This is a genomic window from Achromobacter ruhlandii (genome assembly GCF_902859695.1).
In the GTDB taxonomy this organism is placed as follows: Bacteria; Pseudomonadota; Gammaproteobacteria; order Burkholderiales; family Burkholderiaceae_B; genus Achromobacter; species Achromobacter ruhlandii.
Genome location: NZ_CADIJL010000056.1, coordinates 1 through 22,059, shown reverse-complemented (window position 1 = coordinate 22,059; position 22,059 = coordinate 1). Strand labels below are relative to the sequence as shown.

21 protein-coding genes are annotated in these 22,059 nt (G+C 65.4%); 17 read left to right on the top strand and 4 right to left on the bottom strand.

What is annotated here, in order from left to right:
• The coding region (locus HV742_RS30985) for an MFS transporter (RefSeq protein WP_175147195.1) at positions 1–1,307 on the bottom strand (1,307 nt) is incomplete at its 3' end.
• 62 nt (positions 1,308–1,369) lie between these two features.
• Positions 1,370–1,798 (bottom strand): VOC family protein, encoded by a 429-nt coding sequence (locus HV742_RS30980; RefSeq protein ID WP_059270903.1) that lies wholly within the window; start codon positions 1,796–1,798, stop codon positions 1,370–1,372.
• A 264-nt stretch (positions 1,799–2,062) separates the two neighbouring features.
• Between HV742_RS30980 and HV742_RS30975 the strand changes: the two genes are divergently transcribed.
• The 11 genes from HV742_RS30975 to HV742_RS30925 all read left to right on the top strand — a co-directional run bounded on the left by HV742_RS30975 (position 2,063) and on the right by HV742_RS30925 (position 13,146).
• The gene (locus tag HV742_RS30975) at positions 2,063–2,953 is read left to right on the top strand and encodes a nitrilase family protein (protein ID WP_175147194.1); all 891 of its coding nucleotides are present in this window, start codon (positions 2,063–2,065) and stop codon (positions 2,951–2,953) included.
• 39 nt (positions 2,954–2,992) lie between these two features.
• On the top strand, positions 2,993–4,159 hold the full coding sequence (locus tag HV742_RS30970) for a substrate-binding protein (protein WP_175147193.1): 1,167 nt from the start codon (positions 2,993–2,995) through the stop codon (positions 4,157–4,159).
• Between the two features lie 54 nt (positions 4,160–4,213).
• Entirely contained in the window at positions 4,214–5,047 is an 834-nt protein-coding gene (locus HV742_RS30965; RefSeq protein WP_054416553.1) for a branched-chain amino acid ABC transporter permease, read from the top strand.
• The gene (locus HV742_RS30960; protein ID WP_175147192.1) at positions 5,040–7,007 is read left to right on the top strand and encodes a branched-chain amino acid ABC transporter ATP-binding protein/permease; all 1,968 of its coding nucleotides are present in this window, start codon (positions 5,040–5,042) and stop codon (positions 7,005–7,007) included. The genes HV742_RS30965 and HV742_RS30960 overlap by 8 nt, the downstream gene beginning before the upstream one ends.
• Positions 7,004–7,714: an ABC transporter ATP-binding protein gene (locus HV742_RS30955; protein ID WP_175147191.1), complete on the top strand. Its 711-nt coding sequence runs from the start codon at positions 7,004–7,006 to the stop codon at positions 7,712–7,714. Before HV742_RS30960 ends, HV742_RS30955 begins: the two co-directional genes overlap by 4 nt.
• Positions 7,715–7,767: 53 nt before the next feature.
• A complete protein-coding gene (locus HV742_RS30950; protein WP_175147190.1) occupies positions 7,768–8,928 on the top strand; it encodes a transporter substrate-binding domain-containing protein in 1,161 nt (386 codons plus the stop codon).
• A 2-nt stretch (positions 8,929–8,930) separates the two neighbouring features.
• Positions 8,931–9,584, top strand: coding sequence for an ANTAR domain-containing response regulator (locus HV742_RS30945; RefSeq protein WP_082380490.1), 654 nt, complete (start codon positions 8,931–8,933; stop codon positions 9,582–9,584).
• Positions 9,581–11,074 carry a M81 family metallopeptidase gene (locus tag HV742_RS30940; protein ID WP_175147189.1) on the top strand — a complete coding sequence of 498 codons (1,494 nt, stop codon included), beginning with the start codon at positions 9,581–9,583 and terminating at the stop codon, positions 11,072–11,074. Before HV742_RS30945 ends, HV742_RS30940 begins: the two co-directional genes overlap by 4 nt.
• 110 nt (positions 11,075–11,184) lie before the next feature.
• Positions 11,185–11,592, top strand: a complete 408-nt coding sequence (locus tag HV742_RS30935; protein ID WP_026384362.1) for a carboxymuconolactone decarboxylase family protein — start codon at positions 11,185–11,187, stop codon at positions 11,590–11,592.
• Between the two features lie 9 nt (positions 11,593–11,601).
• Positions 11,602–12,210, top strand: a complete 609-nt coding sequence (locus HV742_RS30930) for an LON peptidase substrate-binding domain-containing protein (protein ID WP_083036761.1) — start codon at positions 11,602–11,604, stop codon at positions 12,208–12,210.
• Positions 12,211–12,321: 111 nt separating this feature from the next.
• Positions 12,322–13,146, top strand: a complete 825-nt coding sequence (locus tag HV742_RS30925) for a ParB N-terminal domain-containing protein (protein ID WP_054472387.1) — start codon at positions 12,322–12,324, stop codon at positions 13,144–13,146.
• Between the two features lie 24 nt (positions 13,147–13,170).
• Here the strand turns inward: HV742_RS30925 and HV742_RS30920 are convergent, their stop codons facing one another.
• Positions 13,171–13,710, bottom strand: coding sequence for a hypothetical protein (locus tag HV742_RS30920; RefSeq protein WP_175147188.1), 540 nt, complete (start codon positions 13,708–13,710; stop codon positions 13,171–13,173).
• Between the two features lie 336 nt (positions 13,711–14,046).
• Here HV742_RS30920 and HV742_RS30915 point away from each other — a divergent pair, with 336 nt between their 5' ends.
• Positions 14,047–14,769: an HNH endonuclease gene (locus tag HV742_RS30915; RefSeq protein WP_104414420.1), complete on the top strand. Its 723-nt coding sequence runs from the start codon at positions 14,047–14,049 to the stop codon at positions 14,767–14,769.
• A 440-nt stretch (positions 14,770–15,209) separates the two neighbouring features.
• Complete coding sequence (locus HV742_RS30910; RefSeq protein WP_175147187.1) at positions 15,210–16,838, top strand: TIGR04141 family sporadically distributed protein; 1,629 nt, start codon at positions 15,210–15,212, stop codon at positions 16,836–16,838.
• A gap of 278 nt (positions 16,839–17,116) precedes the next feature.
• Here the strand turns inward: HV742_RS30910 and HV742_RS30905 are convergent, their stop codons facing one another.
• Positions 17,117–17,407 carry a hypothetical protein gene (locus HV742_RS30905; RefSeq protein ID WP_175147186.1) on the bottom strand — a complete coding sequence of 97 codons (291 nt, stop codon included), beginning with the start codon at positions 17,405–17,407 and terminating at the stop codon, positions 17,117–17,119.
• Between the two features lie 292 nt (positions 17,408–17,699).
• On the opposite strand from HV742_RS30905, the gene HV742_RS30900 reads away from it, so the two are divergent.
• The 4 genes from HV742_RS30900 (at position 17,700) to HV742_RS32570 (ending at position 21,670) form a co-directional block, all read left to right on the top strand.
• Positions 17,700–19,322, top strand: a complete 1,623-nt coding sequence (locus tag HV742_RS30900; RefSeq protein ID WP_175147185.1) for a methyl-accepting chemotaxis protein — start codon at positions 17,700–17,702, stop codon at positions 19,320–19,322.
• A gap of 140 nt (positions 19,323–19,462) precedes the next feature.
• Positions 19,463–20,440: a cation diffusion facilitator family transporter gene (locus HV742_RS30895; protein ID WP_175147184.1), complete on the top strand. Its 978-nt coding sequence runs from the start codon at positions 19,463–19,465 to the stop codon at positions 20,438–20,440.
• Between the two features lie 25 nt (positions 20,441–20,465).
• Complete coding sequence (locus HV742_RS30890) at positions 20,466–21,017, top strand: cytochrome b (RefSeq protein WP_175147183.1); 552 nt, start codon at positions 20,466–20,468, stop codon at positions 21,015–21,017.
• Between the two features lie 353 nt (positions 21,018–21,370).
• Entirely contained in the window at positions 21,371–21,670 is a 300-nt protein-coding gene (locus tag HV742_RS32570; protein WP_175147196.1) for a GNAT family N-acetyltransferase, read from the top strand.
• Positions 21,671–22,059 lie beyond the last annotated feature (389 nt).

Below are 22,059 nucleotides of genomic sequence, written 5' to 3'. Positions count from 1 at the left end.
GCCACCGGGGCCGCGCCGGCGCCGGCAAGCGCGGCCGTGCGCGCCGCGGCCAGGCTGGCCAGCACCGCCAGCCCCAGCGCGCCGCCCATCATGAAGGCGGTGTTGACCACGCCGGACGCCAGGCCGGACTGGCTCGGCTCGACGTCGCTCATGGCGGCCAGCAGCATCGGGTTGAAGGCGATGCCCGCGCCCAGGCCCAGCAGCAGCATGCCGGGCAGCACGTCCGCCGCGAAGTGGCCGTCGACCGGCGCGCGCGCGAACAGCGCCAGCCCCAGCGCCGCCATCAGCAGCCCGGTGGCCAGCGGCCCGCGGATGCCAAAGCGCATCACCAGCTTGGCCGACAGCCCCAGCGAGAACGCCGCCATGATCAGGTTGGCGGGCAGGAACGCCAGCCCCACCTGCATGGCGTCGTAGCCCAGCACCAGCTGCATGTACAGGGCCGACACGAAGAACCACGCGAACATGGCCGCGGCCCACAGCACCCCGACCACGTTGGCGGTGGCCACGTTGCGCAGGCGGAACAGCGCCAGCGGCATCAGCGGCTCGGCCACGCGCGCCTCGATCGCCAGGAACAGCGCCATCAGCAGCGCGGCGGCGCCCAGCAGGCCGAGCGACTGCGCCGAGGTCCAGCCGGCCTCGTTGCCGTTGACCACGGCGTACACCGCCAGCATCAGCGACGCGGTGACGGTCAGCGCGCCGGCCACGTCCAGCTTGCCGCCACCGGCCGCGCCGCGCGCCGCCGGCAACAGCCGCAGGCACAGCGCATACACCACCGCGCCGATCGGAATGTTGACCAGGAAGATCCAGTGCCACGACAGCGTGCTGGTCAGCAGCCCGCCCAGCAGCACGCCCAGGCTGCCGCCGCCCGCACAGACGAAGCCGTACACGCCCATGGCGCGGGCGCGTTCGCCGGCCTCGGTGAAGAGGTTCATGATGAGCGACAGCGACACCGCCGACACCACTGCGCCGCCCAGCCCCTGGGCCGCGCGCGCGGCGATCAGCAGTCCCTGGCCCCGCGCCAGCCCACAGGCCAGCGAGGCCACGGTGAACAGCACCAGGCCCGCCAGGAACATGCGCCGGTGGCCGAGCAGGTCGCCCAGCCGTCCGCCCAGCAGCAGGAAGCCGCCGAAGGTCAGCATGTAGGCGTTCACCACCCAGACCAGCGAGGTCTCGGTGAAATGCAGGTCTTCGCGGATCGAGGGCAGGGCAACATTGACGATGGTGGTGTCCAGCACGATCATCAATACGCCCAGGCACAGCACCATCAGTGCCCACCAGCGTTGCCTGCCCTGTATGCCATGCGTCATGGGTGTCTCGCTCCATCCGCTGGTGGCGGATTCGGTTGTCAGTGGGGTTGTCAGTGGGGGTGTCAGTGGTTGAGCCGCCCGCCGCTGATCATCCACCGCGTGTCGTAGCGGTCGATCAGCGCGCCGTAGGCGTCGGCCCAGAAGGTTTTCTGGAGCGGCATGGTAACGCTGCCGCCCTCGGCCAGCATATCGAACACGCGTTGCGCGTCCGAGACCGTGGGGTAGGCCAGCGACAGCGCCATGCCCTGCTTGCCGGGGTAGGGATGGCCGGCGGTGGCGTCGCTGGCCATCAGCACCTGTTCGTCCAGCGCCAGGCGGGCGTACATGATGCGCTCGGCCTCTTCGCCCGACAGCGCCGGCATGGCGGCATCGGCGGGCGCATCCGCGTAGCGCACCAGGGCCTCGACGCGGCCGCCCAGCACGCGTTCGTAGAAACGCATGGCCTCGGCGCAATTGCCGTCGAAACTGAGGTAGGCGGAAAGTTGGGGCATGGCGGGTTCCTCCTTGATGGCCGACCCTGATTCTCGCACCCATGGCGCCGTCCGGGAAACCTCTTATTGCCGCCGGTCCGCGCCCATCCCTATGATTCGGCACAGGATCAGGACTGATCCGCACGCACCGGCACGGCTTGGTGCGGCAGTGCCCCGCAGCAATGATTGCTGCCCGAACCTTCGTCTGGCTATAGAAGCCCCCGACTCACACGCAACGCGTGGTCGGGGGCTTTTTTGTTTTCCAAAACGTTGCAGGGAGATCGCATGCAAGTATCACCGCCGCCGGACGCCGCCGCGTCCGCGATCCACGTGGCCAGTGTGCAGACGGCCCCCGTCATGGGCGAGGTCGCCGCCAACGTGGCCCGTTCCATCGAATTGGTCGAGCAGGCCTCCGCGCAGGGCGCGCGGCTGGTGGTGCTGCCCGAGCTGGCCAACACCGGCTACGTGTTCGCCAGCCGCCAGGAGGCCTATGCTTTGGCCGAGGCCGTGCCCGACGGCCCCAGCTCGCAGGCCTGGATCGCGCTGGCGCAACGTCTGGGCATCTACCTGGTGGCCGGCATCGCCGAGCGCAGCGGCGGCAGGCTGTACAACGCCGCCATCATCGCCGGCCCCGACGGCTACCTGGGCACCTACCGCAAGCTGCACCTGTGGGGCGACGAGAACCTGTTCTTCGAGCCGGGCGACCTGGGCCTGCCGCTGTTCGACACGGAATTCGGCCGGCTGGGCGTGGCGATCTGCTACGACGGCTGGTTCCCCGAGGTCTACCGCCTGCTGGCGCTGCGCGGCGCCGACATCGTCGCGGTGCCGACCAACTGGGTGCCGATGCCCGGGCAGACGCCCGACGGCCCGGCCATGGCGCACGCGCTGGCGGCGGCCGGGGCCCACAGCAACGGCCTGACGCTGGTGTGCGCCGACCGGGTCGGCGTCGAGCGCGGCCAGCCCTTCGTCGGCCGCAGCCTGATCGTCGGCTCGCAGGGCTGGACCGTGGCCGGCCCCGCCAGCCACGACCGCGAAGAGGTGCTGGTGGCGCCGGTGGACCTGGCCGCCTCGCGCCGCGCGCGGCAACTGAACGACTTCAACCACGTGCTGCGCGATCGGCGCCGCGACCTTTACGACGAACTGCTGGGCGCCGCCGAGGCGCCGCGGCAGCGTTGACTACAACGGCGGACAGCCGGCCCCCAAGGAGAAATCCCCATGAAAAAACCCACTTGCAGCTTCCTCATCCGACTTTCCTTCATCGCCGCGCTGACCGGCGCGGCGGGCGCGCACGCGGCCGAGCCTTTGCGCATCGGCGTGCCGGTCGGCCTGTCGGGCGCCAACAGCGTGGTCGCGCCCGGCGTGGTGCAGGCCTCGCAACTGGCCGCCGATGAAATCAACGCCGCCGGCGGCATCCTCGGCCGCCAGGTGGTGCTGGAGATCGCCGACGACGCCTCGGGCGCGGTCGGCGCGCAGAAGGCCTACGACACGCTGGTGTTCCAGAAGAAGGTGGACGCCATCATCGCCATGGAAACCAGCGCGGCGCGCAACGCCGCGCTGCCCATCGTCTCGCGCGGCAAGGTGCCGTACATCTACACCTCGTTCTACGAAGGCCGCTCGTGCAACCGCTGGATGCACGTCAACGGCTGGGTGCCCGAGCAGCAGGTGGCGCCGGTGGTGGACCACTTCATGAAGGAACGCGGCGCCAAGACCTTTTTCCTGGTCGGCAGCGACTACGCCTTCGGCCGCGGCATGCTCAAGTTCACCCGCGAATACATCGAGAAGCAGGGCGGGCGCGTGGTGGGCGAGGAATACCTGCCCATCGACGGCTCCGACTGGACGCCGGTGGTCTCGAAGATCCGCTCGGCCAACCCGGACGCGCTGATCAGCTCGACCGCCGGCGGCGGCCCCAACGTCAGCCTGGCCAAGCAGGTCAAGGCGGCCGGCCTGACCATGCCCTACGGCAACCTGGCGATCGACGAAGCCACCGCCAAGACCATGGGCGACACGGCTGTCGGCATGTACCTGTCGGCCTCGTACCTGACCAGCATCGATACGCCGCAGAACCGCAAGTTCCTCGGCGGCCTGAAGGCCAAGTTCGGCGCCGACGCCAAGACCGCCAACGAGTTCTCGGGCCCGCAGTACGAAGCCTTCTTCCTGTACAAGGCGGCGGTCGAGAAGGCCGGCAGCTTCGATCCGCAGAAGGTGGTGCAGGCGCTGAGCGAAGTGTCGTTCGACGGCCCGCGCGGCCCGGTCAAGATGGACCGCCAGCGCCACGCCGCTCTGACCATGCGGCTGGGCCAGGTGCAGCCGGACGGCTCCATCAAGATCCTGCAGACCTTCGACCAGGTCGATCCGGGCGCGCAGTGCCCCGACCTGAAGTAACGCGGTAAGCCACCCCTGCGCGCCGCCGGTTCGCCGGCGGCGCAGGAGAACACAATGGGTTTGATGCTGGACATCCTGAGCACGGCCGCCATGCTGTTCATCGTGACGGCCGGGCTGATGATCATTTTCGGCGTGATGAAGATCGTCAATTTCGCCCACGGCGCCATCATCACGCTGGGCAGCTACGCCGCCCTGGTGGTGACGCGGCTGGGGCTGGACCCGTGGCTGGCGCTGCCGTGCGCGCTGGCGGCGGGCGTGCTGGTGGGCATGCTGGTCGAGCGCCTGATCGTGCAGCCGCTGTACAAGCGGCCGCTGGACGCCATCCTGGCCACCTGGGGCCTGGGCATCGTGATCGGCCAGCTCATCACCATGGCCTTCGGCCGCGAGGTGCAGTTCGCCGACGCGCCGATCCAGGGCGCGGTGCCGTTCCTGGGCACCGAGTATTCGGCCTACCGGCTGTTCCTGGTGCCGGGCGCGCTGCTGCTGTACGTGGCGCTGACGCTGCTGCTGAACGGCACGCGCTTCGGCGTGCGCACCCGCGCCGTCATCATGAACGAGGACCTGGCGCGCGGCCTGGGCATCAACGCCGAACGCATCCGCTTCACCACTTTCGCGCTGGGCGCGGGGCTGGGGGCGCTGGCCGGCGCGCTCATCACGCCGTTGTCCAGCGTCGATCCGAACATGGGGCTGCCGTGGCTGGTCAGCGCCTTCATGCTGGTGATGGTGTCGGGCAACTCGATCACCGCGCTGCTCCTGACCTGCCTGGTCTATGGCGCCTGCCAGGTGCTGGTGGGCGTGTTCATCAGCCCGATCCTGGGCGGCGTCACCATCGCGGTGCTGGCGGCCCTGACCCTGCGCCTGCGTCCCAAAGGATTCGCCCATGACTGATTCCTCCCTTGCGCAACCGGCGCTGGCGACCCGCGCCGACCCGCGCCGCGCCGCCCGCGGCCGCGACCTGCTGTGGCTGGCGGTCGCCTGCCTGGCGCTGACCGTGGCCGGCCCCTGGCTGTTCGACACCTACCTGCTGAACGTGCTGATCAAGGCGCTGTTCTTCGCCGTGGCGGCGGTCACGGTGGACATCCTGTGGGGCTACACCGGCTACCTGACCTTCGGCCAGTCGGCCTTCTTCGGCGTTGGCGCCTATGCCGCCGGGCTGGCCTTCACGCACTACGGCTTCTCGCCGGGCATCGCGCTCGCGGCCGCGCTGGTGGCGGTGGGGGCGGCGATGCTGCTGGCGCTGGCCACCGGCTGGCTGTCGTTCTACCGCGGCGCCTCGCCGTTTTTCGCCACCGTGATCTCGCTGGTGCTGCCCATCGTGCTGACCCAGGTCGTGCTGTCGGGCGGCACCTACACCGGCTCCTCGTCGGGCCTGACCGGCTACGACACCTTCGACCTGTCGCTGGAAGCCTGGTACGTCATCGCCGCCGGCGGCCTGTCGGTCGTGGCGCTGCTGGCCTGGGTCGCGGTGCGCAGCGACGGCGGCCGCATCCTGGCCGCGCTGCGCGACAACGAGGGCCGCTGCAGCTACCTGGGGCTGAACACCGCGCACTGGCGCATCGCGCTGCTGGTGGTGTGCGGCGCGGTCGCCAGCCTGGCGGGATTCGGCTACGGCGCCTTCAGCGGCGTGGTCGCGCCGGAACTGACCGGCTTCGTGTTCGGCACCGAGCTCATCATCTGGGTGGCGCTGGGCGGACGCGGCACGGTCTGGGGCCCGGTGCTGGGCGCGGTGCTGATCAACGTGGCCGGCTCGTACCTCAGCGGCAACATGCCGTTCCTCTACCAGCTGGTGCTGGGCGTGACCTTCATCCTGGTGATCCTGCTGCTGCCGCGCGGGCTGCTGCCGCTGCTGCTGGCGCCCTGGCGCCGCAGGCGGCCGGCCCCGGTGCCGGAATTGGTGGCGCGCGCGCCCGCCGGCGGTGCGGCGTCGGGCGGCGCGTCGGGGCGGGGCGGCGCAGCGGGACAAGGCGGCACGCCAGGGCAGGGCGCCACCGAAGGCGGCTTGGTCCTGGCCGGCGTGGCCAAGCGCTTCGGCAGCCTCAAGGTGCTGGAAGGCATCGACCTGCGCGCGCGCGGCGGCGAGCTGCTGGGCCTGATCGGTCCCAACGGCGCCGGCAAGACCACGCTGATGCGCTGCATCGCCGACGGCGCCGAGCGCAGCGACGGCACGGTCGAACTCTGCGGCCACGCGGTCAAGCGCGACGGGCCGGAGCAGTGCGTGCGTTACGGCCTGGGGCGCAAGTTCCAGAACGCCAACATCTTCGACACGCTGACCGTGGCCGAAAGCCTGCGCATCGCCACCACGCTGCGCGAGCGTCCGTCATGGCGGCGCCGGTCGCCCCGACTGGCGCTGCCGGCCTACGCTCTGGAGGTGCTGCGCATGACCGGCCTGGACCAGCAGCTGGATCGCGTGGCGCGCGACCTGTCGCATGGCCAGCAGCAGGCGCTGGAACTGGCCATGGTGCTGGCGCTGGAGCCGCGCGTGGTGCTGCTGGACGAGCCCACCGCGGGTCTCAGCAAGGACGAACGCGCCCGCATCGGCCAGGTACTGTCGGCCCTGGCCCATACCCACGGCCTGTGCTGCCTGCTGGTCGAGCACGACCTGGACTTCGTGGCCGAGGTGGCCACCCGCATCATCGTGCTGCACCAGGGCCGCATCGTCATGGACGGCAGCTTCCGCGAAGTGGCCGAATCCGAACTGGTGCGCACCATCTACGCCGGCAACGCGCCGGCCGCGGACAAGACCGCGCAAGCCACCCGGCAAGCGAGTCAGCAAGCCACTGAGCAAGCCGCGCGGCAAGGCGCCCAACCCGCAACCCCGCCCGTCTCGCCCGAAGGAGCCCAACCATGAACGCCGCCCCGGCCTTGCGCCTGGAACACGTCGCCAGCGGCTACAAAGGCGCCGTGGTGCTGAACGACATCTCGCTGTCGGTGGCCGGCGGCGCCTGCGTGGCGCTGCTGGGCAAGAACGGCATGGGCAAGAGCACGCTGCTCAAGACCGTCATGGGCTACCTGCCCAAGCTGCGCGGCACCGTCAGCCTGGGCGGCGTCGACGCCACCCGCCTGCGGCCGCACGAGGTCGCCCGCCGCGGCGTCGCCTACGCCGCCCAGGACCAGCCGCTGTTTCCCGACCTGAACATCCGCGACAACCTGCGCCTGGGCCTGCCCAACGACCGCCTCTTCGACGAACGCTTCGGCGAGATCGCCGACCTGTTCCCGGTGTTCGCCAGCCGCCTGCGCCAGCATGCCGGCACCCTGTCGGGCGGCGAGCAGAAGATGCTGCTGGTGGCGCGCGGCCTGATGCAGCGGCCGGCCCTGTTGCTGCTGGACGAGATCACCGAAGGCCTGCAGCCCTCGGTGATCGAGCGGCTGGGCCGGGCGCTCAACTGGGAACGCGAGCGGCGCGGCACCTCCATGTTCATCGTCGAACAGAACGTGGCCTTTGCGCTGGACGTGGCCGACCGCTACCTGGTGCTCAAGCAGGGCGCCATCGTCGACCAGGGCGAGGCTGGCGCGCCCGGGGCCGCCGGCCATATCATGGACCACTTGAAGGTATGAACCGTCCCGGCGCCCGCGGCGCGCTGGCCACGATCTTGCAGAAGGAAGCCCCTATGACCTCCCGCACTGACACGGACGCCGCCACGCCGGGATGGCGCATCGGCGTGCTGTATTCGCGCAGCGGCGTGACCGGCACCACCGAATCGCAGCACTTCTTCGGCACCGTGCTGGCGGTCGAGGAAATCAACGCGCTCGGCGGCGTGCTGGGCCGGCCGCTGGAACCGGTGGTCTACGACCCGCGCAGCGACGCCGAGGAATACCGCCGCCTGGCCGCGCGGCTGCTGCTGGACGACGAGGTCAACGTGATCTTCGGCGGCTGCACCTCGCACTGCCGCAAGGCCATGCTGCCGGTGGTCGAGCGCAACAACGCGCTGCTCTGGTATGCCTCGGTCTACGAAGGCTTCGAATACTCGCCCAACATCATCTACACCGGCGCCGCGCCCAACCAGGGCAGCATGCAACTGGCCGCTTACCTGATCCAGCACTGCGGCAAGCGCATCTTCCTGGTGGGCGCCGACTACATCTACCCGCGCGAAACCAACCGCATCATGCGCGACACCGTCGAGGAACACGGCGGCGAGATCCTCGACGAAACCTACCTGCCGCTCGGCTGCGACGAAGGCGAGATCATCGACGTGGTGCGCGACATCCGCCGCATCAGGCCGGATGTGGTGTTCTCCACCCTGATCGGTGACGACGCCCAGCGCTTCTACCGACGCTACCACGCCGCCTGCGAGGCCGACCCGGGCGCGCCGCACATCCCCATCGCCAGCCTCACCATGGCCGAATCCGAGGTGGCCGAGATCGGCCCGGCCCTGTGCGCCGGCCACATCACCGCCGCCACCTACTTCAACACCGTCGACTCGCCCGCCAACGCCCATTTCCTGGACCGCTGGCGCGCCCGCTTCGGCGACCGCCCGGCCAGCGTCTACGCCGAGGCCTGCTACAGCCAGATGCACCTGTTCGCGCGCGCCCTGCAGCGCGCCGGCAGCCTGGACACGCGCAAGCTGGCGCAGGCGGTGCACCAGGTGGGTTTCGACGCGCCCGGCGGCCGGCTGACCATCCTGGCCGAGAACAACCACAGCGTGCTGACCCCGCGCATCGGCGTGTGCCGCGCCGACGGCCGCTTCGACATCGTCTGGGCCAGCGGCGAACCGGTCAAGCCGGACCCCTACCTGACGGCCTTCGGCCTGGACGAATTTTGGCTGGCGTGATCATGGACCATAGCCTCCGCCGCCTCTACGAAGACCTGCGCAGCGTTGCCGTCGCCGTGGCCTATCCGCCCGGCGAAGACCGCGACCTGCTGGTCGAACAGCTCAAGCGCATCGGCTGCCGCATCCACCTGGTCTGGCCGTTCCCCGACAAACCGCCGGCCGGCGCCGACGTGGTGTTCTTCCAGGTCTCGCAATGCGGCCAGAACTCGTTCGCCTGGTCCGCCAGCGAGGTCGACGCCACCCTGATCGCGCTGTCCGAATACGAAACCCCCACCACCTTGAAGCAGCTGCTCAAGACCAACGCCCACGGCGTGCTGACGCGGCCGTTCCGCTCGGCCGGCATCCTCAGCACCCTGGTGCTGGCACGCTCGGCCAAGCAGTTCCAGAACCGCCAGCAGAACAAGATCGACAAGCTGGAAAGCACCATCAAGGCGCGCCGCGTGATCGAAAAGGCTATCCGCGTGCTGATGGACCACCAGCGCCTGGACGAACGCGCCGCCTACGAACACATGCGGACCCGCGCCACCGGCCTGCGGGTCAGCGTGGCCGAGGTCGCCGCCATGATCGTCGAGGCCAGCGAAGCCATGGAAAAACTGGGCCTGGGCGGCGCGCGCCCCGACCCGCACAACAACAGCAATAACGGAGGCAAGGCATGAAAGTCATGATCGCCCGCATGAACCACGAGACCAACACCTTTTCGCCGGTGCCCACGCCGCTGTCCGCCTTCGGCAACGACGGCCCCACCTACGACCGCGCCGCCTACGAAGAGAACCACGGCAAGCGCACCGCCATGTCCGCCTTCATCGACCTGGCCGAGGCGCGGGGCGCCACGCTGGTCACGCCGGTGTCCGCCACCGCCTACCCCAGCGGCCGCGTCGACGGCCAGGCCTATCGTGAACTGTGCGACCGCATCGTCGCCGCCGCCGCCGGCTGCGACGCGCTGCTGCTGGACCTGCACGGCGCCATGGCCGTCGAGACCACCGACGACGGCGAAGGCGACCTGCTCGAACGCCTGCGCCAGCAAGCCCCCGGCGTGCCGATCGCCGTCGCCCTGGACCTGCACGGCAACGTCACCCAGAAGATGATCGACAACGCCGACGTCATCGTCAGCTTCAAGACCTACCCGCACATCGACATGTACGAAACCGGCGAGCATGCCGGCCGCCTCCTGTTCGACTGGCTCGCGGGCGGCCCGCGCCCGCGCCTGGCCTGGCGCCGCCTGCCGCTCATGAGCCACACCCTGCGCAGCAACACCGCCGAAGGCGCCATGCGCCGCGCCGTTCAGGCCGCGCGCGGCGCCGAGGCCGGCGGCATGCTGGCCGTGTCGGTGCTGGCCGGCTTCGCCCTGGCCGACATCCCCGACCCGTGCCTGAGCGTGGTGGTGGTCGCCGCCGGCGACGCCGACGCCGCCGAGCGCGTCGCCGCGGGCCTGGCCGCCGCCATCTGGGACGACCGCGACGGCTTCGTCTACGAAGCCGAACCCCTGGCCGCCTCGCTCGAACGCGCCGCCGCCCTGGCGCGCGGCGCCGACCGTCCCGTGCTGCTGCTGGACCACGGCGACAACTGCATGTCCGGCGGCACCTGCGACACGATGGACGTGCTGGTCGCCGCCATCGACGCCGGCCTGACCGGCATCGTCGCCGGCCTGTACTGCGACCCCGAGGCCGTCGCCGCCATGATCGCGGCCGGGCAGGGCGCCCGGGTCGAACTGCCGGTCGGCAACAAACTGCCCATCCCCGCCATCGGCCGGCCCGCCGCGCCGGTGACGCTGACCGGCGTGGTGCGCGCCATCACCGACGGCAGCTACGTCATCACCGGCCCCACCTACACCGGCCAGACCGCCTGCATGGGCCGCAGCGCTGTGCTGGACATCGGCGCCGCGCAACTGGTCATCACCGAACGCACCCACGAACCCTGGGACCTGGGCGTCTTCGAAAGCCTGGGCATCGACCCGCGCGCCGCCCGCTTCATCCTGGTCAAGTCGCGCATGTACTGCCGCCCGGTGTTCGTGCCCATCTCGTGCGCCCTGATCGAATGCGACAGTCCGGGCGTCACCAGCTCGGACTTCTCGCTATTCCCGTACCAGCGGCGCAACCGGCCGCGCTATCCGCTCGATCCGTTCAAGCCGGCGCAGATGTCGGCGTAGGGTGGGGCGGAAGTCGCCCCGCGCCTTGAACCGCGCCGGGCTTTCCAGTTCAATGGGACATTGCGCGGGCGGCACGCCGCCGCCCGGCCCCTTACCCGTTGGAGTGGCATATGGCTACGGTGCATCTGCTGTCGGATGAAGAAGCGCGCAGGATCCCCGAGGCGTGGGCGGTGTTCGAAGACATCCGTGCCACCCGCAAATCCGATTTCGTCAACAACTTCTGGCGCGCCCTGGCCAACGACCCGCCCCAGCTCAAGCGGGTCTGGGAACAGCTCAAACAGGTCATGATGGCCGACGGCGAAATCCCGCCCCTGGTGCGCGAGATGATCTACATCGCGGTATCGACCGCCAACGGTTGCAGCTACTGCATCCATTCCCACACCGCCGCCGCCCGCGCCAAGGGCATGACCGACGGCCAGCACGCCGAACTGCTCGCCGTCATCGGCATGGCCGCCCAGACCAACGCGCTGGTCACCGCCATGCAGGTGCCGGTCGACGACGCCTTCACGGTGAAGTAGGGCGCCGCCATGGCGACCATTCCGCTGTTCCCGCTGTCCAACGCGCTGTTCCCCGCCGGCGTGCTGCACCTGCGCATCTTCGAAGTGCGCTACCTGGACATGATCCGCCGCTGCATCGCCGATGGCACCGAGTTCGGCGTGGTCGCGCTGCTGTCCGGCAACGAGGTCCGCTCGCCCGAAGGCCAGGAGGTCCTGGCCGACACCGGCACCCTGGCCCGCATCGACGCCTGGGACGCGCCCATGCCCGCCTTGCTGCAGCTGCGCTGCGTGGGGACGAGCCGCTTCCGCCTGGTTTCCAGCCAACTGGCAAAATACGGTCTTTGGATGGGTGAAATCGAACCCATCCCCGACGACCCGCCGCTGCCCGTGCCGGCGCCGCTGCAACCCTGCGCCGACGCCCTGGGACGCCTGGTGGCCCAATGGCAGCAGGAAGGCGTGCCCGCCGACCGCATGCCGGTGGCGCCGCCATACCGGCTGGATGAATGCGCCTGGGTGGCTGACCGCTGGTGCGAACTGTTGCCGCTGCCGGCGGCGGACAAGGTCCGGCTGCTGGCGCTGACGGACCCGCGCGCTCGTCTGGAAGCCGTGCGCATCGCGCTGGAAGGGCCGCAGGCCTAGCCAGCGGCAGGCGGCGCTTTTGGGTGGCGCTTGGCGGCCGTCTGGCGTGGACCCGCGCCAGGCCAACCGGGCGAGGCACGCGGGCAGGGCAAGAATTGTTTTTTGGACACCATGGATATCAGGATTGACGAAGGCCTGCGCGCCTATATTGACCCCTTGACCGACGATGAACGCGAGGCGCTTGAACGCAGCCTGCTGGCCGAAGGCTGCCGCGACGCGCTGGTGCTGTGGGGTGACCTGCTGATCGACGGCCACAACCGCTACGCGCTGTGCATGAAGCACGGCATTCCGTTCGAGACGCGCCAGAACACCTCGTTCAAATCGATGGACGACGTGCATCTGTGGATGATCGAGAACCACCTGGGCCGGCGCAGCGTGTCGGATTTCCAGCGCGGGGTGCTGGCGCTGCGCAAGAAAGAGATCCTGCAATCGCGCAGCGTACCGCCATGGGAAGACGACGGCACCACGCCGCCGCCTGAACCGCCGCCCATCCCGCCGGCCGCCGCGCTGAGCCGGCAGGCGCTGGCGCGCGAGGCGCGCATCAGCAGCAACACGCTGGGGCAGATTGAGAAGATCCAGAAGGCCGCCGCGCCGGAACTGGTGCGGGCGGTGAAGGATGGCGCGATCTCCATCAACGCCGCGGCGGCGGTCGCGACGTTGCCGCCCGAGCGGCAGGCCGCGGCGGTGGCGGGCGGCAGGAAGGAATTGCAGCAGGCGGCACGCGAAGTGCGCCAGGCCAAGGCGCCGCCACCGAAAGAGGCGGTGCCGGATATTCCGATCGAGAATATCGCGGATTTGCCGGCCGAGGTGGCCCGGTTACGGGAGTTGCTGGCGCGGCTGACGGATGAGCGGGATCAGTTGAAGAAGAAAGTGATGCATTTGACGGTGGCGCTGGCCGAGGCCAGGAATGCGTCGGCGGGGGCAGGGGACGATTGACGGGCGCATATTAATTATTCGCGGCTAGAACTTATCAAACACGACGACCATCCTATGCCCCAGGACTTTTCCCAGTTCCAGGGCAAGTGCGTCCCCTACGCCAGGACCATCGAACCCAAACGCGAGGTTTCCCAATCCCCACGCGAGCGGCAAGAATCGCCATTGATTGATACTGTCCGAGTGTCGACAGCTTGGGCACTCGAGCGCGCCAAGTTCGCCCGAATACCAGGCGGAAATCATTTTTCCCCAAGGGAGAGAAGCTGCGTCATGCTCTACAGCGCAGCATGGGCAGCGCAGCCCCTCGACGCTTTGCGGTCCGGCGTTGTAGACACGGCGCCCCACGATTGCCCCTATCCCGTTATTGCTGTGCTCGTTTACCCAATCGGTCCATCGAGCGATGCCCGGGCCAGGCGCGTGGCTGACAGGTGAAAAGGCGACCTCGGCAATAGTGGAACGAACAGCAATGCCCATTGCTTCCATCCAACTCATGCCGCTGTCGGCGAAGGCGGGTGCGTCTTCAAGGGTGACATCGAGATCGACGATGTAGATGGGGGAGTCGCTCATTGGTCGCTGAAATTCAATACGTGGTTCATCTCGCGCACACGAATCCGTGCAGGGTGGAAATGTCTTCACATTTTTCTTCAATCAATCCACCGGATCACGTGGGACTTTCTCACTTTCCCGCAGTGAACGGACAGAAGTTTTTGTGTAATATTAGGTAACACTGACCTTTAGAGTACTCGTGTGGAACCTCCGTCGATCACTCAGTTCTTCGCCAATGAGTTGGGCGCACCCTTGGCAAATCCTCGCTGGAGCTGGGGTAGTTGGCATGAGGCCACCAATCGCATCTTTCTCAGAGTGTGGGCACATGATCACATAGAGGCCCAAGACCAGGCACAAATGGTTCGGCTGCTCAGAGAAGACTGGACGAGGACTTCCGCCGGCTATAACGAAAGAGCGCGACACATAGAGAGTATTAGGTCTGGGGCTGAAGCTTTCGGAGTCGTTGCCACTGCGGCACCCAGGGGCGCTGGGCATATTCGCATTCAATCCTATGATTCCCGATCATTAGTCAGGCTTGGAGCTCTCGTTCGTTGGGAGAAAGACCCGACGAGCGTATTCGCGCTGATTGGCCCCTCGGTGCCAGTCACACAAATCGGCACTCAAACACGCTCCGTTGGCGGTGAAGCAGCCGACATTGCGGAATTGATAGCCCGGCGGGACCTGGAGGGGAGACCAACGCGCCGTCGTGCCCTCATCGATGCGCGTTTGGGTCAAGGAAAATTCCGGCGCCAACTGTTGGCCAAATGGGACAACGCTTGTGCCGTCACCGGCACTTGTGTGCAAGAGGCACTGCGAGCATCTCATATAAAGCCGTGGGCAAGAAGTACCGACCAACAACGACTAGACCCCAACAATGGGCTCCCATTAGTGGGCACCTTGGATGCCCTCTTTGATCGGGGCCTGATCAGCTTTGACAATAGTGGCCGAATGCTTATAAGTGATAGGGTTCAAAAAAATCAAAGACGAATCCTGCATTTGCGAGGTCAATTACGGCTCGCGCTTAATGAAAAACAGCTGGATTTTCTCGCATTTCATCGGAATGAGTGCTTCCGGGGGTAGCGATGAGAGCGTACGCGCAGCAAGCGCTGCGTGACCGAAGCTATGTATGCAGAGCCTGCCTAGGGTCGGGGGGCGGACTGTTGACAGCGGCCGCTCGCGGCCTGGTGGTCGATCAGCATTCCTTTCTAGTGGACCGCTTTAGGCTGGCTGCAGTCGCTGGTGTTTGCCCGGCTGAAAAACGGCTTCCGCTGCGAGAGAAATCTGGTCGAAGGTGCGTCTCTGTCGGGTTATTCGATCAGTAGCCGTTGTTATGTCGCCAGAAGGAAGTGAGAGTCGTTGCAGCAGTCATATATCTGAGAAATGAGGCAACGTGTGGCCATCAGGTTTTGAAAAAAAACGGTGCTGCACGGTGGTGGTCGATCTTCTCAATTTTGAGGATATTGGCCGTTGACTTGAAGGCCAATTTGCCACATGAGCACTTGTCTGGAGGAGAACCAGCGATGCCACAAGAAAAGAAAGTCAACCATCTCAGCATTTTCCTCATCAAACAGCAATTTACGACCAATCACCAAGTTATAAAGATCGAGGACTGCGACGCGCCTGTTGAGGTTGCCATCGCGGGCCATGGGGCCGGACAACTTTTTGTCAAGAAGAATCCTCCGTTACCGCCGAAATGGTCGGCACTGTTTAATGAGTTCATCAACCCCAAGAGTCTGGCCGTTGAGGGCGTCGCTGCTGCCTTTTTCGTTAAGATCGACGAACGCTGTTTTGTCCTGGTCTTCGGCCAGGCAGGGCGCTTCCTTCTGAGAGATGATGTGATCGAAGAGCGCTTCGGACTTCTCTGCGCTCTCAATGCCGTTGATCCCAAGACGTTCCGCTGCGTCGATGTGCAATCGCTGAATGCCATCGAAAGCCACATGCGCATCCAATCCGGTCAGGAGACGACACCGGATCAGTTCGGCCTGAGTGTTGAGCAGGACATGCTGAAGGCCATCGTCGGCGCACCCAAGAATCCGATCCTCGGCAACCGTATGGCAGGCAGCGACGCGCTGGCTGTCTCGGTCAAGTTGGATCTTTCCGATCTCCCGTTTTTGCTTGATCAATACAGGAGACTTTTCGAAGCCGAACTAAACGCAGAGGACTATCAATGGGTCAACAACATCTCGACAACCAAGAGTGCAGCGGTCATAAGCGTCCTCGAGAACGCGCTCGAAGCAAAAATGGCCGCAGGCCAATTCGACGGCATCTGGCTGTCGATTCCGGAAATCATCGAATGGACGATGGTCAAGGGATTCATGTACTCACCCTACGGCGGCGGCATTCTTCATCCTGACATCAATATGGAAGGGTTTCGCGGCACTGTCGATGGACCCATCACTCTTGAGGTGCTGCGTGCGCGCCATGTTCATTGCGCCGACGCGGACCATAAGAAGGTTTTCAAGTCATGGTCAGTGTTCAAATGTCTCTATGCTGAGATCGAACTCAACGGTATCACACATGTCCTGAACGACGGCAAGTGGTTCAGTATCGCCAAGGATTTCGTCGAACGGACGAACCACGACTATGCGGCGATCCCACCGTCGAATATCAAGCTGCCCGAATACCAGGGGGGCGGAGAAGGGGCGTATAACGCACAGGTAGCAGCGCTCGAACCGGCGATCTACGACTTGCTCGATGACAAGAAGAAAGTTATGCACGGCGGCGGTCATGGACAGGTCGAGATCTGCGATCTTTTCTCATCCAACCGCGAACTGATCCACGTCAAGATGTACGGCAAGTCCAGCGTCTTGAGTCACCTGTTCGCTCAAGGCTTCGTATCCGGTCAACTCATTCAAATCGACCCTAAATTTCGTGAGAAAGTCCGAGCACAGCTTGCGCCGTCCCATCGCGAACTTTTGAAGGTCGAGCCGAAGCCGGAGCATGAATCCTTCACAATCACCTATGCCGTCATCAGCGACGCGCCAGGCGCTGACCTGCATCTACCTTTTTTTTCCAAGGTCAATCTTGTCAATACGCGCAAGGTGCTTCGGGGCTTCGGATACAAGGTCGAACTTTTAAAGATAGCCGTGAACGACGGATACGCGAAGACCGTCAAAATCCCCCCGAAAAAGGGAAAGAAAAGGGCATAGCGCGTTCACGCGCTATCAGCATCCACGACGTCGCATCACAGTCTGGACGGCAACGTTTAGCAGCGATGAATGCTCGGAGAGCGCTAGGTTGCTGACATTCTTACGTGTCCGGTGGAAGGAGGGTTTTCGCTGCAAAGCGGACATCAGCCGAAAAAACACGAACGGTGGGAATGAGTCGGAGGCGGCCCGTCATCAACGACCGCTCGGCTACGGGAGTTGCTGGCGCGGCTGACGGATGAGCGGGACCAGTTCAAGACGAAGGCCCCCGGCGAGGACATTCAGGCGGTCAGGAAGCGGATGACTTCGGCCCAATCGTTGGTCGACAGGGCGACGTCCTCGTCGTCGTCAGTTTCCTCGTCGTAGCGCGAAACGCAGAAGCGCTGGCTTCTGCCGGATTCGCGGTCGGCATAGTTGGCGTAGTCGACATACACCTTCAAGCCGCGCTCCTGGTTCTCGAATGAAGGAGCGGCATCGATGTAGCTCGACGAATCGACAAACCCTTCGGGCAGCGTCGGCAGGGTGGTGATGTCGTAGTCGGGAAATTCGCGGCGCAGTCGTTCGAGGTTCATAAGGAAAGCAAGTGGGGAAGCAAGTTGAGGCAGGAGGCCTGGCATTTTACGTTGCTCCGTGCCAGTCGCCACGATCAGCTTCAGAAGGCCGCCGCGCAGGGGCGGGTGCGGGCGGTGACGGGCGGGGCGTGGGAGAACGGAAAGACGTTGGGCTTCCCTGGATGTCGAAGCGGAAGACAGCCACAAACAATTCCGTCCTGCTCTGCGAAATCGCAAACTCTCATTACAAAATAGTTGCTATGTGTGTCATGATTTTTATACTAGGGTTTTCCCTTTGTCGTAATACAAATTCATGCGCTCGCGTCTCACTCTTGGCAACCTCTCCATTGGCTCCCGGCTGACGCTGGGTTTCGGCACCGTACTTGTCCTGCTACTGGCGCTCACAGGCCTGTCGCAATACGAACTGTCCCAAATCGGCGGCATCAACCGGACGATCACGGAACAGACTTGGACCGAGGCAAGCGCCATCAACAGGATTGACGTGACGACGCGCGCCAATGCGCGCGCGAACCTCGAGTTGATCGTCAATACCGATCCCCGCGCCGCTGAAACGCTGTTTGCCCGCATCGACACCAATCGGAAGGTGATCGACCAGGCGCTGGAAACCCTGCGGCCATTGTTCAGCACCGAAGACGAACGTCAGAGACTGCGGTTATTGGAAGACGTGCGCGGCCGCTACGTGAAGTCATTCCAGGGCGTGGGCGCGCTTCTCAAGCGTGGCGAGCGCGACGCCGCCCGCCAACGTTTGCTGGAAGAGACCCTTCCGCTCCTGGACAGCCTGCAGGACCACATCATCGAGATTTCGCGGATTCAAGCGGCCGAGATGGCGGACGCCAGCGCCGACAGCCGGAAGGTCATCGACAACGCGGGCATGTTGAACCTGATCCTGTCGGGCCTGGCCGTCGTGCTCGGCGGCCTGTTCGCGTGGCGGGTGTCCAAGTCGATCACGGCGCCGCTTGCCCAGGCCGTGTCGGTGGCGGAGACCGTGGCGCGTGGCGACCTGGGGCAGCCCATCCACGCCGTCACCCGCGATGAAACCGGCCGACTGCTGCGCGCGCTGCACGATATGCAGGACAAGCTGGCCGGCGCCGTTCGCACCATTCGCGCCGGGTCCGAAACCATTTCCAGCGCAGCCGGGCAGATCGCGGCCGGCAACACGGACTTGTCCAGCCGGACCGAAGAGCAGGCCGCGTCGCTGGAAGAAACCGCCGCCTCGATGGAAGAACTGGCGTCGACCGTCAAGCAGAACGCCGATAACGCGCGCCAGGCCAATCAACTGGCCGCAAGCGCCTCCGAAGTCGCCCAGCGCGGCGGCGCCGTGGTGTCGGCGGTGGTCAGCACGATGGGGGAAATTTCCGCCAGCTCGCGCAAGATTTCCGAGATTGTCTCGGTCATCGACGGGATCGCGTTCCAGACCAACATCCTGGCGCTGAACGCCGCCGTGGAAGCGGCCCGGGCGGGCGAGCAGGGCAAGGGCTTCGCGGTGGTCGCGGGCGAGGTGCGGTCGCTGGCGCAACGCAGCGCGCAGGCCGCGCGCGAGGTCAAGACGCTGATCGAAGCGTCCGTCGGCAAGGTGGCCGAGGGCGCGGGCCAGGCGGAAAACGCAGGCACCACGATGCAAGAAGTGGTCGCCTCGGTCAAGCGCGTGACGGACATCATGGGCGAGATCGCCGCGGCATCGCAGGAACAGGCCTCCGGCATCGAGCAGGTCAACCGCGCCGTGTCGCAGATGGACGAGGTGACCCAGCAGAACGCCGCGCTGGTCGAAGAAGCCGCGGCCGCGGCGGGCTCGATGCAGGACCAGGCACATGCGTTGGTGAGAGCGGTCGGTGTGTTCCGCTTGCGCGAGGATGCCGCGCGGCGCGAGGCCATGGTCGCCCAGCCAGGCGAACGCGGCGTGCTGATGCTGACCTGATCAGTACGTCTCATTACGGGCCGGGCCATGAGCGGGGCGCAATGCCCCGCCAATCCACGTTCATCATCCGTTCAGGATTCGGTGCTTATGCTCCAGCCCGAACGCCGCAAGGTTAGATTGCAAGAACGGGAGCACGCACCATGACAGCCTTTCCGCCTCCGCTGGAAGACCCGGAGGACGATGAACACAGCCCGGCCGAACGCGCCGCCGCCGCCGCCCGCAGCACCTGGGTAAGCGTGGGTGTGAACGTGGTGCTCGCCACCGCCCAGATTGTCATCGGCATTTTCTCGAAGTCGCAGGGCCTGATCGCGGACGGGATTCATTCTTCTTCAGATCTGGTCGCCGACTTCATCGTGCTGCTGGCCAACCGCCATGGCCAGAAAGCAGCCGACGCGGACCACCACTACGGCCATTATCGCTACGAGACCGCGGCGTCCCTGGCGCTGGGCGTTTTGCTGCTGCTGGTCGGCGGCGGCATGCTGTGGTCCGCCGTGACCAAGCTGGAGCAGCCCGACGCGATCCCGCAGGTCCACCTCGTCGCGCTCTGGGTGGCCTGTGGCGCCCTGGTCATCAAAGAGGCCTTGTTCCGCTACATGCTTGCCGTGGCCAAGCGCGTGAAGTCCAGCATGCTGGTGGCCAACGCCTGGCATGCGCGCTCCGACGCGGCCTCGTCGCTGGTGGTGGGCCTGGGCATCATCGGCAACCTGCTGGGCTACCCGATACTGGACCCCATCGCCGCGGCCATCGTGGGCTTCATGGTGGCCCGAATGGGCTGGAGCTTCGGCTGGGACGCCTTGCACGACCTGCTGGACCGCGCCATCGACGAAGGCGAAGCCGCCGCGATCCAGCGCACCCTGCTGGACACCCCGGGTATTCAAGGCGTGCACGATCTACGCACCCGAAAAATGGGGGATATGATCGTCGTCGACGCTCACCTGGAAATCGACGCCGGGCTGACTGTCGACGAAGGCCACAAGATCGCCGTGCAAGCGCGTCAGCGCGTCATGCAGCGGCATCGTGTATTGAACGTGATGACCCATGTTGATCCCTGGAGACCTCCCGACGGGCCCACGCAGGGCGCCGAGGGCAGGGCGATTATCGAACCAGGCTGTCCGTAGCGCGCTTTGACGACAAGGAAGAAACATGAAAATCAAGAACTCCGATACTCAGTATGCAGGCCTGGTGATCACCATGCACTGGCTCATGCTCGTGGTTCTGGCTTTGGTCTACGCCTGTATGGAATTGCGCGGGCTGGCCACCAAAGGCACCGATCTGTACAACAACGTCAAGGCGCTGCATTTCTCGCTGGGGTTGTGTGTGATCGGGTTGGTGGTTTTGCGGGTGGTTATCCGGGTGGCTTCGGGTGCGGCGCCTGGCGTGCGGCCGCCGATGCCGGGGTGGCAGGATGTGCTTTCCCGGCTGATGCATTACGCGTTGTATGCGTTCATGATCGTCACGCCGATTTTGGGGTGGTTGACGCTCAGCGCGGGAGGGAAGGTGATTCCGTTGTTTGGGTTGGAGGTTCCGGCGCTGGTGGCGCCGGATAAGGCCTTGGCGGATCAGGTCAAGGAGCTGCATGAGACCTTGGCTACTGTGGGGTATTTCCTGGTGGGGCTGCATGCTGTCGCGGCGTTGCTGCATCATTATGTGTTTCGGGATAACACGTTGGTGCGGATGTTGCCGGGAAGGCGGTGAGGTTGCTTCGAGCGGCGGCGCGAGGTGCGAAAAGTCTAGGCGGGACGGGGGGTATTGATGGCGCTATTTCCTTCAACTTTCCCACGTTCGCGGTGGAGTTTGGAGGTTGCATCGAGACCGACCAAGCAGACGGCCACGAAAGTCTGCAATCGGCCAGAAGCGGTCGTTTTCCCACTTGCTACAGAACGCATTTGTGGTAGTACAGTAAAGTCAATTCTCACGACATACATGCCCTATCCTGTAATGCTTCATACTCCAGCGGGTCCCACAGATGGGATTGCGACGAGTCCAGGCAACCGATGCTGACGTTATTGTGGCGCTAGAGGCTGACGCCGAGGTGATGCTGCACAGGTCTGATCCAACCGACGCCGGAACGACGAAGAGCGCTGCTTGCATATATCGCGGCAGACCTCGGTGAAGTGGGCCACTGGGCAGTCACCTCCGCTGGCAGCACAGCAGGATGGATAAGTCTCACGCTTCTGTCTGGCACCACACGCATACAGGTCGCGTACCGATTGGCTCGCGCCCACTGGGGCAAGGGCTTGGCGACCGACGCGCTCCGGCAGGTCCGCGACTACGCGAAAAGCCGTTTTCTTCTGAACGAGCTGGCCGCTGTCGTTTGGCCTGCTAATTCCAGGTCGCAGCGGCCTTGACGATCGGGATTCAATTTCGAGTGTGAGACACATCACTACGGCCGAGACGTGATGCTATACGTTCGACCACTTTGATTGCTGGCCATTATTCGAAGCTACATGGTTGTACTCCTTGTGCATGCCTAGATCTCGAACAGGGTGTGCCGGGATACCTACACTCGCGAAGCAAACCCTTAGCTGAGCTGGTTGTTGCCGATTGCGGGCTTTTTCGTCGGTTGGCGCTATCTGCGGATGGGACAGCCCGTGACAACACTCTTTACGCTTGACATCGAACACAGTTGACCTGCCCCCAGACTTAGTACGGCACCGACATAGAGTCCAGGGTTAAAAACCGTTGTTGCCGATGCGCCTGAGCAAACTGCTCCGGCGTTAAGTATCCCAGCGCGCTA

Excerpts from the sequence above, each read along its gene's own strand:
- HV742_RS30890 (WP_175147183.1), top strand. The coding sequence starts at position 20,466 with ATGAAAATCAAGAACTCCGATACTCAGTATGCAGGCCTGGTGATCACC.
- HV742_RS30910 (WP_175147187.1), top strand. The coding sequence starts at position 15,210 with ATGCCACAAGAAAAGAAAGTCAACCATCTCAGCATTTTCCTCATCAAA.
- HV742_RS30920 (WP_175147188.1), bottom strand. The coding sequence starts at position 13,710 with ATGAGCGACTCCCCCATCTACATCGTCGATCTCGATGTCACCCTTGAA.
- HV742_RS30960 (WP_175147192.1), top strand. The coding sequence starts at position 5,040 with ATGACTGATTCCTCCCTTGCGCAACCGGCGCTGGCGACCCGCGCCGAC.
- HV742_RS30945 (WP_082380490.1), top strand. The coding sequence starts at position 8,931 with ATGGACCATAGCCTCCGCCGCCTCTACGAAGACCTGCGCAGCGTTGCC.
- HV742_RS30980 (WP_059270903.1), bottom strand. The coding sequence starts at position 1,798 with ATGCCCCAACTTTCCGCCTACCTCAGTTTCGACGGCAATTGCGCCGAG.
- HV742_RS30940 (WP_175147189.1), top strand. The coding sequence starts at position 9,581 with ATGAAAGTCATGATCGCCCGCATGAACCACGAGACCAACACCTTTTCG.
- HV742_RS30930 (WP_083036761.1), top strand. The coding sequence starts at position 11,602 with ATGGCGACCATTCCGCTGTTCCCGCTGTCCAACGCGCTGTTCCCCGCC.
- HV742_RS30895 (WP_175147184.1), top strand. The coding sequence starts at position 19,463 with ATGACAGCCTTTCCGCCTCCGCTGGAAGACCCGGAGGACGATGAACAC.
- HV742_RS30915 (WP_104414420.1), top strand. The coding sequence starts at position 14,047 with ATGGTTCGGCTGCTCAGAGAAGACTGGACGAGGACTTCCGCCGGCTAT.
- HV742_RS30950 (WP_175147190.1), top strand. The coding sequence starts at position 7,768 with ATGACCTCCCGCACTGACACGGACGCCGCCACGCCGGGATGGCGCATC.
- HV742_RS30900 (WP_175147185.1), top strand. The coding sequence starts at position 17,700 with ATGCGCTCGCGTCTCACTCTTGGCAACCTCTCCATTGGCTCCCGGCTG.
- HV742_RS30955 (WP_175147191.1), top strand. The coding sequence starts at position 7,004 with ATGAACGCCGCCCCGGCCTTGCGCCTGGAACACGTCGCCAGCGGCTAC.
- HV742_RS30935 (WP_026384362.1), top strand. The coding sequence starts at position 11,185 with ATGGCTACGGTGCATCTGCTGTCGGATGAAGAAGCGCGCAGGATCCCC.
- HV742_RS30970 (WP_175147193.1), top strand. The coding sequence starts at position 2,993 with ATGAAAAAACCCACTTGCAGCTTCCTCATCCGACTTTCCTTCATCGCC.
- HV742_RS30925 (WP_054472387.1), top strand. The coding sequence starts at position 12,322 with ATGGATATCAGGATTGACGAAGGCCTGCGCGCCTATATTGACCCCTTG.
- HV742_RS30905 (WP_175147186.1), bottom strand. The coding sequence starts at position 17,407 with ATGAACCTCGAACGACTGCGCCGCGAATTTCCCGACTACGACATCACC.
- HV742_RS30975 (WP_175147194.1), top strand. The coding sequence starts at position 2,063 with ATGCAAGTATCACCGCCGCCGGACGCCGCCGCGTCCGCGATCCACGTG.
- HV742_RS30965 (WP_054416553.1), top strand. The coding sequence starts at position 4,214 with ATGGGTTTGATGCTGGACATCCTGAGCACGGCCGCCATGCTGTTCATC.